The organism is Cryobacterium sp. PH31-L1 (assembly GCF_030063145.1).
Classification (GTDB): Bacteria; Actinomycetota; Actinomycetes; order Actinomycetales; family Microbacteriaceae; genus Cryobacterium.
Window position 1 is genome coordinate 233492 of the sequence record NZ_JASISM010000005.1, and the last position, 12212, is coordinate 245703.

Annotated in this window: 11 protein-coding genes; 8 read left to right on the forward strand and 3 right to left on the reverse strand. The window is 65.5% G+C overall.

All coding sequences use genetic code 11. The features are described 5' to 3' along the window. Positions 1-89: 89 nt before the first annotated feature. Both QMF22_RS11970 and QMF22_RS11975 read left to right on the forward strand, forming a co-directional pair. Positions 90-1580 (forward strand): maltokinase N-terminal cap-like domain-containing protein, encoded by a 1491-nt coding sequence (locus tag QMF22_RS11970; RefSeq protein WP_283453838.1) that lies wholly within the window; start codon positions 90-92, stop codon positions 1578-1580. 132 nt (positions 1581-1712) lie between these two features. Continuing rightward, positions 1713-3632, forward strand: a complete 1920-nt coding sequence (locus QMF22_RS11975; protein WP_283453840.1) for a DUF8189 domain-containing protein — start codon at positions 1713-1715, stop codon at positions 3630-3632. On the opposite strand, the gene QMF22_RS11980 is transcribed toward QMF22_RS11975, so the two are convergent. Then, positions 3603-4103, reverse strand: coding sequence for a hypothetical protein (locus tag QMF22_RS11980; protein WP_283453842.1), 501 nt, complete (start codon positions 4101-4103; stop codon positions 3603-3605). The genes QMF22_RS11975 and QMF22_RS11980 overlap by 30 nt on opposite strands. A gap of 63 nt (positions 4104-4166) precedes the next feature. Here QMF22_RS11980 and QMF22_RS11985 point away from each other — a divergent pair, with 63 nt between their 5' ends. Then, entirely contained in the window at positions 4167-4508 is a 342-nt protein-coding gene (locus QMF22_RS11985) for a hypothetical protein (RefSeq protein WP_283453844.1), read from the forward strand. Between the two features lie 43 nt (positions 4509-4551). Next, positions 4552-4719 carry a hypothetical protein gene (locus tag QMF22_RS11990; RefSeq protein ID WP_283453846.1) on the forward strand — a complete coding sequence of 56 codons (168 nt, stop codon included), beginning with the start codon at positions 4552-4554 and terminating at the stop codon, positions 4717-4719. Here the strand turns inward: QMF22_RS11990 and QMF22_RS11995 are convergent, their stop codons facing one another. Continuing rightward, on the reverse strand, positions 4720-5475 hold the full coding sequence (locus QMF22_RS11995; RefSeq protein ID WP_283454098.1) for a FadR/GntR family transcriptional regulator: 756 nt from the start codon (positions 5473-5475) through the stop codon (positions 4720-4722). Positions 5476-5589: 114 nt separating this feature from the next. Between QMF22_RS11995 and QMF22_RS12000 the strand changes: the two genes are divergently transcribed. Genes QMF22_RS12000 through QMF22_RS12010 form a run of 3 tightly spaced genes read left to right on the forward strand, consistent with a single transcriptional unit; the run spans position 5590 to position 8736 of the window. Continuing rightward, on the forward strand, positions 5590-6504 hold the full coding sequence (locus tag QMF22_RS12000) for a carbon-nitrogen hydrolase family protein (RefSeq protein WP_283453848.1): 915 nt from the start codon (positions 5590-5592) through the stop codon (positions 6502-6504). Between the two features lies 1 nt (position 6505). Beyond that, positions 6506-7885: an APC family permease gene (locus QMF22_RS12005; RefSeq protein WP_283453851.1), complete on the forward strand. Its 1380-nt coding sequence runs from the start codon at positions 6506-6508 to the stop codon at positions 7883-7885. A 38-nt stretch (positions 7886-7923) separates the two neighbouring features. Then, entirely contained in the window at positions 7924-8736 is an 813-nt protein-coding gene (locus QMF22_RS12010; RefSeq protein ID WP_283453853.1) for a carbon-nitrogen hydrolase family protein, read from the forward strand. Between the two features lie 49 nt (positions 8737-8785). On the opposite strand, the gene ku is transcribed toward QMF22_RS12010, so the two are convergent. Then, a complete protein-coding gene (ku, locus tag QMF22_RS12015) occupies positions 8786-9625 on the reverse strand; it encodes a non-homologous end joining protein Ku (protein ID WP_283453856.1) in 840 nt (279 codons plus the stop codon). 71 nt (positions 9626-9696) lie between these two features. Between ku and QMF22_RS12020 the strand changes: the two genes are divergently transcribed. Then, the gene (locus QMF22_RS12020) at positions 9697-12165 is read left to right on the forward strand and encodes an ATP-dependent DNA ligase (RefSeq protein WP_283453858.1); all 2469 of its coding nucleotides are present in this window, start codon (positions 9697-9699) and stop codon (positions 12163-12165) included. Positions 12166-12212 lie beyond the last annotated feature (47 nt).

Genomic DNA, 12212 nt, shown 5'->3' on the forward strand with positions numbered 1-12212 from the left:
TTTCAGGGACGAGAATCCATTGACGGGTCAGCGTGACGACGCGCGCACATCCTCGGGCGTAGTCCGGGCGAGGAGGCTACGCTGGCGGCATGATCGACGGAGACCGCGCCCCCAATGCAGACAGCTCCAGCAATCCCGACCTCGCCCCTACCCATCGGGGAACTCCGCTGCCCGACTATGTGAACGCCTGGGTTGCTGGGCAGCGCTGGTTCGGCAATAAGGGACTTGTGCCGGCTCTTCGCAGCATCGGGCATTTCTCGCTGGACTCGGTCGAGGCGTCAGTGACTATTCGCGTCGACCTCATGTTGGATACCGCGAGCCTGGGCCTCACCCTGTACCAGCTGCCGACCACAGAACGAGTCTCGGAACTGCCCGGTGCGGCCAATGCCTTGATCACCGTGCGTAAACCCGGATCTGATCACGCGCGTTACATCTACGACGCGACCTATGACCCCGCGTTCGCAGCCGCTGTCCTCACCTTCATGGAGTTGCAGGGCGTGTCAAGCTCGAGCCCGCCAACATCCGATCGCTCCGCCGCGAGCGCGCGCGGCGACGACCTCCGACCGGGTTCAGCGGCCCCGCCGCAGACCGTGGTGGCATCCAGCCGCGTACTCAGCGGTGAGCAATCCAATACCTCCATCATCGTGGAGCGCACCGACGCTGCCGGAGCGCCGATATCGCCGATCATCTGCAAGGTGTTTCGCATCATTCATGCCGGCGAGAATCCGGATGTCACGGTGCAGGCCGCCCTGGCCAGCGCCGGATCAGCCCGGATCCCGCAGCCGTTCGGCGCCATCCTCGGCCAGTGGGATGACCCCGCCGAACCGAGCAGCCGCGCCGTCGGGCACCTCGCCTTCGCCCAGGAGTTTTTACCCGATGCTCCGGATGCCTGGCGTACCGCCCTGGTCGCCGCTGCCGCCGGCACCGACTTCACGGGGCCCGCGTTTCGACTCGGGCAGGCCACCGCTGACGTGCACGCCGACCTCGCCCGCACCCTGCCGACCCTGGATGCCTCCCCCACGGTGATCGCAGTCGAAATGGCCAAGATGCGCGTGCGCTGCGGTCAGGCCCTGGTCGAAGTGCCGGTTCTGGCCCCCTACCGCGATGCGATCGAAGCGGTCTTCGCCCGGGCGGAGGCGGCAGCATGGCCACGACTGCAGCGCATTCACGGCGATTTCCATCTCGGCCAAGTACTCGATGTCGAGGACCGCGGCTGGGTGCTTCTGGACTTTGAGGGGGAACCGCTGCGCACCCTGCGCGAGCGCACAGAACCCGACATTCCGCTACGCGACGTTGCGGGCATGCTGCGCTCGTTCTCCTACGTGGCGGGGGCAATGGCCGAGACGACGGATGCCCTGCCCACGGTTTTCGAGTGGGCCACGGCCTGCCGTAGTGCCTTCCTCGACGGTTACGCCGAAAGGTCCGGCGTCAAGCTGGCCGAGCAGAGCGCGCTCCTCGACGCCTTCGAACTTGACAAGGCACTCTACGAAGCGGTGTATGAGATTCGCAACCGCCCCACTTGGCTGCCCATCCCCCTCGCAGCGATCAAACGTCTGGTCGCGCCCTCGCGCATCGAGTAACGCTCCGATAACGCCTCGCGGGGTAGCTTGACCGCCAGTGGGCACTGGGACCACTTGCGGTCAAGTGCTCATTCCGGCACCGCCAATTCCGGCCCGTGCCAGTAGGGAACAGAGCACACAAGGAGCAGTTCCATGGCAGAAAACAATTCCGGCCCTGGCGGGGACCAGAAATTCGTCAGTGAGGGTGAATTTCAGGCAGGAGAGTCGGCCTCCGGCATCATCTCCGGCGTCACCTTCGGCCCGACGGAAGTGGTCTACTACAAGGTCAACAACCTGGCGGTCTTCGAAGGTGACATCGTGCTGGGCACCGTCGCCGAGCTGGAGCAGACTAAGGATCAGGCGAATCAGGACGACCGTCGCGCCCGGGCCGTCATCATCACCGGCGCGCGCTTTCGCTGGCCGAACGCGCAGGTTCCGTTTCAGATCAACGCCGCCCTGCCCGACCAACAGCGAGTGCGGGACGCGATCACCCACTGGGAGGCGCGCACGCCTATCCGTTTTCCGGAACGTACCCCGGCCAATGCCGCGCAATTTCCGAACTTCGTCGAGTTCAGCGATGCCGGCGGATGCTGGTCGATGCTCGGTATGCAGGGTAACGGCATGCAGACCATCAGTCTGGGTACCGGCTGCACGAGCGGCAACGCAATCCATGAGATCGGCCACGCGGTCGGTCTCTGGCATGAACAGAGCCGCGAAGACCGCAACACCTTCGTAACCATCAACGTGGCCAACATCTCCCCGGGTATGGAGAGCCAGTTCGACCAGCACATCGTCGATGGCGATGACGTCGGCGGCTATGACTACGGCTCGATCATGCATTACCCGCGCACCGCGTTTTCAAAGAATGGGCTGGAGACCATCACCCCGGTGCAGGCCGGAGCCCAGATCGGCCAGCGTACGGCCCTGTCGGCCGGTGACATCGCGGCGGTCAACTTCATGTACCCGCAGACGCCCAGGGCAAGTTCGAGCCCGGTCGTGTCGTGGGGACCGAACCGGCTCGATGCCTTCGTGCTCGGTACCAATCGTGCGGTGTTCCACAAGTGGTTCAGCGGAGCCTGGGGACCGTCGGTCACCGGCTACGAGAACATGGGCGGCATCGCCGAGAGTGTTCCGCAAGCCGTGGCGTGGGGCCCGAACCGGCTCGACCTGTTCATCACCGGAACCGACAGCGCGCTCTACCACAAGTGGTGGAACGGCAGCGCGTGGGGTCCGTCGGTAACGGGCTACGAGAACATGGGCGGCGTCATCCTCGGTGACCCGCGGGTGGTCTCTTGGGGTCCGAACCGGCTCGACGTGTTCGTCGTCGGCAGCGACCATGCGCTCTATCACAAGTGGTTCAACGGGGCGTGGGGCCCGTCGGTGACCGGCTACGAGAACATGGGTGGCATCGTCGTCGGCCAGCCCGAAGTCGTCTCCTGGGGTCCGAACCGGCTCGACGTGTTCGTGATCGGCACCGACCGGGCGCTTTACCACAAGTGGTGGAACGGCTCAGCCTGGGGCCCGTCGCTCACCGGGTATGAACGTCTCGGCGGAGTCTGCACCTCGGCGCCGCGAGTGGTCTCGTGGGGCCCGAACCGGCTCGACGTCTTCGTCACGGGCACCGATGGAGCGCTGTACCACAAGTGGTGGAACGGCAGCGCCTGGGGTCCGTCCGTCAACGACTTCGAGCGGCTCGGCGGCATTGTCGTGGGCGAACCCGAGGCCGTGTCCTGGGGGCCGAACCGGCTCGACCTGTTTGTGATCGGCACCGACAGTGCGCTGTACCACAAGTGGTTCGACGGCAACGGGTGGGGTCCATCGGCGCTCGGCTACGAGAACATGGGCGGCATCGCGACCTCACAGCCGCGCGTGGTGTCCTGGGCACCGGGCCGGCTCGATGTGTTCCTGACCGGAACCAACAGCGCGCTGTTCCACAAATGGTTCAACGGAGCAGCATGGGGTCCGTCGCTCACCGGCTATGAGAGTCTAGGCGGCGTGATCACGTCGTTCGACGAGGCTGAGGCGCGTGCCGTTGCCGAGGGTTCAGACTCGCAAAACCGGGACACGGACTAAGGCGAGGCCGGGCAGAACCGGGTCGGACAGCACCGGGTGGGACTGCGTTGAGACGAAGTCCCCCTCGGTGATGTCCGGGCGACCGGTACCCGGTCGCCCGGACTGATCGGGGGCAGGTGCCGTCCGGGAAGAGACACGGGCGGTTGAGTGCGCCAGGGACTCGCGCGAATCGCGTGTCTGGCGCACTTCCGTTTTCGAGTTCATCTCGCGCACGTGGACACGCACGTTGAGGGCGCGGACGCCGTTGAGCACGGGGCGCGGAACGGTCACGGTGAACGGCAGTTCGGTCGCGCCGCTCGCGGGAGCCGCAGGGCTATCGAAGGTGACGGACCCGACGACGGTACTGGGGGCATCCGCTCGCGAGACGTCTTCGACGAGTACTGTCACGGTGACGGCACCGACCGGGCGGTCGTCGCCGCTGAAAGCGATGATGCCCGTGACCATTTCACTGTTATCGGAGTCCGCTGACATGCACACCATGGTGGCACCACTCGCCCGATCGCGCTGGACGCGCCGGCACCGCCCCGCACCGGCATGCCCTCCGGTGCCATGGGCAAGATGGTCGCCCTGACCATCTCCGAGATGATCCTGGACGGCGCGACCACTCCGACCCACACCGCGTCAATGGGCGAAATGTCTGCCACCTGCATCGCCTCGACCGGAACGGGACTACTCACCGGCACCGCCGCCGCCATGTCGATGTCGATGTCGCCGATTGTGCCGGACTTCGCCAAGCACCCGACCACCGCCGGTCGCCACCCGACCGAGACGACGGGTGACATCGGCCTCGCAGCGCACTGGGTCAAGCGCGTGCTGCTCACCATGTTCCTGTACAAGGCCAAGGCGTACCCGTTCTGGTATCTCATTCCGGAGTGAGTCGCACGCATCTACTTTGCCACCGAAATAGAAGGAGAACACCATGGACACCGCCCAAGCCCACATCGACGTTGCGCCGCTGCCGAGCGCCCGCGAACTGAGCCGACGCAGCAACGTGCTGGTTCCGCTCGTGCGCTTTCTGCAGCTCAACGTCAAGATGTACCTGCTCGCCCAGCGCCACCACGGAAATTCGCGGCCGACCTTCGGTTGATCACGAGCGCGGATCGCCGGCGGCCAGTCCCACGAACATGGAGTCATGCAGCACCGATACGTGCTGATCGATGATGGCCACGGCGGCCACCGGGTCGTGCTCCCGCAGGGCCGTCACGAGCCTCGCGTGCTCACGGTTGACTTCGTGCAGGTAGTCCACCGGGTACGGCAGAAAGTACCGGTACAAACCTTGCAGCGCGGCGCCGTACTGCGCCAGAGCCCAGTCCAACCCGCTGGCCGCGGCGACGCCGAGGTGAAACTGCTCATCGGCCGCGTGGTACTCGGTCCAATTCTGCGCCGCAGCCGCCCGGGCGACGTGGGCGTCGAGACTTTCGAGCTGATCAACCGTGATCTTGAGCGCGGCCTGATGCACCAGCGCGCACTCCAGCAGTACCCGCTCATTGATGAGCCGGTGTACGTCAGCGGCGTCAGCCAGGTATGCGGTGATCGACGAGATCGAAGCGGATGCCGCCGGGTCGGCGACGAAGGTTCCCCCGTTCCTTCCGCGCTTTCGAGCGAGCACGCCCTCATCGGCCAGGCTCTTCAGAGCGCGGCGCACCGTGATCTCGCTCACTCCGAGCGCGGCTGCGACATCGTGATCGGACGGCAATTGCTCGCCCACCACCATGAGGCCGAGCTCGATCGCGAGGGCGATGCGGGCGCGCACCGTGTCGGTGGCGCTCAGGCGAGTGATGCCCGATACCGCCGGATTGGCGAGCGCGGCCACGGCCTCGGTGCTGTTGTCTGCGTGAACCATCACGCATCCACATTAGCCGCACACCTCGATTTTCCCGGCTGGACTAGACAAAAGTGATCATTATGATCTAATTTGATTCTTGCTGATCCGATTCTTCAGATTGAAGGAGTCACCATGCCACGCACAGTGCGCATAGCCGCCGTCCAGGCCGTACCCCGTCCGGTCGGAGCGCCCCTCGGTGATTTCGCCGCCGAGGTGCGCCGCGTCCGTGAAACGGACCCGAGCATTCAATTCATCGTCTTCCCCGAGCTGCACCTCTTCGGAACCGAAGCGACCACCTCGAGCCTGGAGCAGCGGAACGAGCTGCTGCGAGCATCCGCGGTGCCGCTGGATGGCGAGCTCATCGCGGGGCTCGGCGCGATTGCCCGCACGGCCGGCATCTGGTTGCTGCCCGGCAGTATCTGTGAACGTGGACCCGGCGGCGAAGTGTTCAATACGGCCGTGGTGTTCTCACCGACGGGTGACCTCGTGGCCAGCTACCGCAAGATCTTTCCATGGCGACCGTATGAACCCTACGAACCGGGCGATCGCTTCGTCGTGTTCGACGCCCCGGGTATCGGCCGATTCGGGCTGTCGATCTGTTACGATTCCTGGTTTCCCGAGGTCACTCGGCATCTGGCGTGGATGGGGGCCGAGGTCGTGCTCAACGTCGTCAAGACCACCACGCCCGACCGTGCCCAGGAAGTAGTGCTCGCCCAGGCCAATTCCATCGTCAACCAGACGTTCACCGTGAGTGTGAACTGCGCCAGGCCCCTCGGCCAGGGCCGCAGCCTCCTCGTCGACCCGGAGGGTGTCACCCTCACGGAATCGACCGGCGACGACGCCGTGGTTCTGGTGCACACGCTCGATCTCGATCAGGTGACCCGGGTGCGCGAACACGGCACAGCCGGTACCAATCGAATGTGGGAGCAGTTCCTGCCTACCGACGCGCCCCTCGAACTCCCGCTCTATGCCGGACGAATCGACCCGCACCGCTGGACCCCGCAACCTGCTATCACTCCCGCCACTCCCTTGGAAACGGACTTCTGACATGACCGGTACCCCCGCCCTCGCGCGCACCCTCGGCCTGCGCTCCCTCGTGCTCTTCGGCCTGGCCTACATGACGCCGCTCATCGTGCTCGGAATCTTCGGTGTCGTGGCCGAGGCGACCGGGGGCGCGAGCGGATCCGCCTACCTCGTCGCCCTCGTCGCGATGCTGTTCACGGCGTCGAGCTACGGTCGCATGGCCGCCGCCTACCCGGTAGCCGGCTCCGCGTACACCTACGTGCGCCGCACGGTCGACCCTCGCGTCGGCTTCCTCGTCGGATGGGCGGTGCTGCTCGACTACCTCTTTCTGCCCATGGTGATCTGGCTCATCGGCGCCGCCTATCTGGAAGCCCAGTTCCCCGGGGTACCGGCCTGGGTGTGGATCATCGGGTTCGTCGTGATCACCACCCTGCTGAACATTCTCGGCATCAAGGTTGCCGACAAGGCGAACTTTCTGCTCATGGCTTTTCAGGTGCTCGTCATCGGTGCGTTCGTGGCACTGTCCGTCGCCTCGATCGTGGCCAGCCAGGGCGCTGGCGGCCTCGTCAATGCGTCTCCGTTCGCCAACCCGACCTCCACCTTCGCTGGCATCACAGCCGGGGCAGCCATCGCCGCGTACTCTTTTCTCGGCTTTGACGCCGTCACCACCTTCACCGAGGAGACCATCAACCCGCGCAAGACCGTGCCGCGGGCCATCCTGCTGGTCGCGCTCATCGGTGGTGCGATCTTCGTTCTCGTTTCCTACACCACGCAGCTTGTGCGCCCGGGCGGAGTCTTCACCGATTCATCGTCGGAAGCGTTCGACATCGCCATGCAGATCGGCGGCAACGTGTTCGGCGCCATCTTCCTGGCCGGCCTCGTGATCGCGCAGTTCGCCTCCGGTCTCGCCGCCCAGGCCGCTGCCTCCCGACTGCTGTTCGCCATGGGCCGTGACGGGGTGCTGCCCCGCCGCATCTTCGGTGAGGTCAGCAAGCGCTTTCGTTCCCCAGTGTTCAACCTCGTCATCATCGGTGTGGTCGGCTTCATCGCGATCTTCCTCGACGTGGCCACGTCGACCTCGTTCATCAACTTCGGTGCCTTCGTCGCGTTCACGATGGTCAACGTCGCCGTCATCTTCTATTTCGTGCGCCAACGTCGCGAGGGCAACCGTCTCAATCCCGTCTTCTACTTCGTGATTCCGCTGATCGGCGGGCTGATCACGCTCTACCTGCTCACCCGCCTCGACTCGAACGCCATCGTTCTCGGCCTCAGCTGGCTGGGAGTCGGCATCATCGTGCTCGGAATACTCACGCGTGGGTTCCACCGCCAGCCGCCCGAGCTGGAGTACATCGAAGCGGATGATGCTGCTCTCGTCGCCGAGACCCGGTCATCGCGTTTAGGCTGACCAGACAGGCGTGACCGAAACCGGAGGCAGGGCCCGACATGAGAGTCTGCCTCGCCCAGATCGCCTCCGGTACGGATACCGACCACAATCTGACGCTGATTCAGCGGGCGACGCAGCAGGCATCCGCTGCGGGCGCCGACCTCGTCGTGTTTCCCGAGTACGCCATGTACGAGAAGAAGATGGTCGACGCGAGTTTCGCTACGGCGGCCCAACCGGTGACCGGTCCCTTCGTCGCTGCCCTCGCCACCACGGCGGCCAGGCTCGGAATCACCCTCGTGGCGGGAATCGTCGAGACCAACCCGCAGGATCCGCGCCCGTACAACACCATCGTGGTGCTCGGGCCCGACGGCATGCTGCAAGCCCGGTACCGCAAGATGCACCTGTTCGACTCCTACGGATTTGGCGAGTCCGAGTGGATCTCCGCCGCGACCGACCTCACCCCCGTGGTCTGTTTCGTCACGGCACGCTCGGGTGAAAGACTTCGTATCGGCCTGATGACCTGCTACGACCTGCGTTTTCCCGAGCTCGGTCGCGAGCTGGCCGATTCCGGTGCAGAACTGGTCCTGGTCTGCTCGTCCTGGGTTCCAGGCGCCGAGAAAGCCGAGCAGTGGCGCATTCTGGCCCAAGCACGCGCGATCGAGAATTCGTATTTCATCGGCGCGGTCTCGCAGTGCCCGCCGATCTCGATCGGGCGCAGTCTCCTGGCCGATCCCGCTGGGCGGGTGCTCGCCGAACTTGGCCTCACGCCCGACCATGTGACCATCGACATCGACGCAGACGACGTTCGGCAGGCACGAGCGCGCAATCCCGCCCTCGAGCATCGGCGCCACACCATCCACCCGCGCGCGTAGTCCTCCCGCCTGCGGCGGCGCAACTCGCGCGAATCGGGAAGCTGCCCGATCAGGAGGCGGACCGGGCCCGCTTCTTCTGGGGCTGCGGCTTGGGCTTGGCCCGATCGCGGCTCGCCTCGACACTGCGCCGCAGGGCCTCCATCAGGTCGAGCACCTCGCCGCCCTCGCCCTCTTCCTCGGTTTCCCCGAAGGTGACCTCGGTTGACACCGTGTCGCCGCTTTTCAGTTTGGCCTCGATCAGCGCCCGCAACTCGTCCTGGTAATCGTCGGTGAAGGCATCCGGTGCGAAGTCGGCCGCGAATGACTCAACCAGTGCGGCCGACATGTCCAGCTCCTTGGCGCTGACGTTCACCCGCTCGTCGAGAGACGCAAACTTGGCCTCGCGCACCTCGTCGTCCCAGAGCAGGGATTGCAGCATGAGCACGTCGCCGTGCACGCGCAACGCACCCAGCCGGGTCTTCTGCCGCAGGGCGAAGTGCACGATGGCGGTACGGTCGGTGGCCTCAAGAGTGCGACGGAGCAGCACGTAGGCCTTCGACGACTTGCCGTCGGGTTCGAGAAAGTAGCTCTTGTCGAGCATGATCGGGTCGATCTGATCGCTCGGCACGAACTCGACCACGTCGATCTCTTTGCTGCGCTCGGAGGGCAGCGTGGCGAAGTCGTCCGCCGTGAGCACCACGGTCTGCTCACCGTCGTCGAACGCCTTGTCGATGTGGTCGTACGGAACGACTTTGGCGCAGATCTCGCACCGACGTTGATAACGGATGCGTCCCCCATCGGCATCGTGCACCTGGTGCAGTGACACGTCGTGGTCTTCGGTGGCGCTGTACACCTTGACGGGCACATTGACGAGCCCGAAGGTGATCGCACCGGTCCAGATGCTTCTCATACGACCAGTACACACCCGAATGAGACATTTTTCGCCTAGTAGACCGGTGGTTTCCGCGGCACAGTTGACGCATGAACGCCAGCAGCCAGGTGGTCTCCGTTGAGGGTCACCGCATTTCGCTCACCCACCTCGACAAGGTGATGTACCCGGAGACGGGCACCACCAAGGCCGACGTGTTGGCATACTACGCGGCCATCGCGGACGTGCTCATTGCCCACGCGGGGAACCGACCGGCCACCCGCAAGCGCTGGGTGCACGGCGTCGGCACGAGTGAGAACCCCGGCACGATGTTCTTCCAGAAGAACCTGGAACCCGGGGCGCCGAGCTGGGTGAAGCGGCGTGAGATTCAACACAAGGACCACGTGAACTCCTACCCGCTGGTGAACGACATCGCCACCCTCACCTGGCTCGGACAGATGAGCGCCCTTGAAATCCACGTGCCGCAGTGGCAGTTCGGTCGCACCGGCACCCAGCGCAATCCCGACCGGATCGTGCTCGACCTCGACCCGGGTGAGGGCATCGGGCTCGCCGAATGCGCGGAGGTGGCGCGGCTGGCGCGCACGATTCTGCAGGACATGGGGCTGGAACCGATGCCGGTGACCAGCGGAAGCAAGGGCATCCATGTGTATGCGGCCCTCGACCTGTCGTACACCTCCGACCAGGTGTCGGCGGTGGCGCACGAACTGGCGCGGGCCCTCGAAGCCGACCATAGAGACCTCGTCGTAAGCGACATGAAGAAGACCCTGCGCCCCGGCAAGGTACTGGTGGACTGGAGCCAGAACAACGCCGCGAAAACCACCATCACCCCGTATTCGCTGCGGGGGCGCAGCCACCCGATGGTTGCGACCCCGCGCACCTGGAAGGAACTGGCCTCGGCCGACCTCGAACAGCTGGACTACAAGCAGGTGCTAGCTCGCCTGAAACGGCGGGAGGATCCGCTCGCACTGCTGTCGGCCGGGTCGCTCGAGCACACCGTGAACGCGAATGACTCGGCGTCCGCCCTGGTCACACCGGACCGACTCACGGTCTACCGCCACAAGCGCGATGCGTCGAAGACCCCCGAGCCGGTGCCTGAGGCCCCAGCCACGGCATCCGCGGGTCATTCCTTCGTGATTCAGGAACACCATGCCCGCAGCCTGCACTGGGATTTTCGGCTCGAACACGATGGCGTACTGGTGTCCTGGGCGTTGCCGCGTGGCGTGCCGGTGTCGACCGCCCAGAACCGGCTCGCGGTGCACGTGGAGGATCATCCGCTCGAATACGGCAGTTTCGAGGGGAATATTCCAGTCGGAGAATATGGAGCCGGCGACGTATCCATCTGGGACCGCGGCGACTACGAACTCGAAAAATGGCGCGACGACGAGGTGATCGTGACCCTGCACGGTGAACCCGCCGCCGGACTCGGCGGCTCAGCCCGGTTCGCCCTCATTCGCACGAGCGACGGCCACGGCAGCAAACCGGCGAACAACTGGCTGATCCACCGCATGAAGCCACTCACCGCTGGCGCCGACTCCCGCACGAATGCCCGCCCGCACAGCGCACCGGCAGCGAGCATCGCACCATCGAAGAGCACCTACTCCCCGATGTTGGCCGCCGCCGGCTCCGAGGCCGACCTCGGCGACGACGGCTGGGCCTTCGAAATGAAGTGGGACGGAATGCGGGCGCTCGCCTACCTGTCGCTGGCCGAGCAGACCGTGCGCCTGGTCACCCGCAACGGGCACGACGTGACGGCGTCCTATCCCGATCTCGTCGCCGACCTGCTCGCCGCACTGGCGACGAATCCAGAAACGGATGCCGCGGTGCTCGACGGCGAGATCGTGGCCGTCGACAAACGCGGCCGCCCGAACTTCGGCCTGCTGCAGACCCGCATGAAACTCACCGAGGAACGGGAAGTGGCCGCCGCATCGAAACGGGCCGCGTTGCAGTTCATGCTCTTCGACCTGCTCGAACTAAACGGCCGCTCCCTCACCGGGCTCAACTACAGCGCGCGGCGGGACCGGCTGGAGAACGCGGTCACCGCGACCGGCTCCACCCAGGTGCCGCCACGGTTCGACGGCGACTTCGCCGAGGCATTTCAGACCAGCCGCCGGCTCGGGCTCGAAGGCGTCATGGCCAAGCGGCTCGACGGTCGCTACACGGTCGGGCGTCGGTCCCGCGACTGGGTGAAAATCAAACACTTTCGTACTCAGGAGGTTGTCGTGGGCGGCTGGCGTCCCGGCCGCGGCAACCGCACCGGCGCGATCGGGTCGCTGCTGCTCGGGGTGCCGACCGATGCGGGCCTCCGCTACGTCGGCCGCGTCGGCACCGGGTTTGGGGAACGCGACCTCACCGACATCCGTTCTCGACTGGCCCGGCTGGTGCGAAAGACCACACCGTTCAGCGACATTCCTGCAACGGATGCCCAGAGCGCCGTCTGGGTGCGCCCCACCCTCGTCGCCGAGGTCGAGTTCGCCGAATGGACAGCGACCGGTCGGCTGCGTCAGCCCTCGTGGCGGGGCTGGCGCCCAGACAAATCACCAGGAGACGTTGCGATCGACTGACGCGAATTCGCCCCGGTCGCGCCTTCTCGACCGGGCTCGACCGTTGT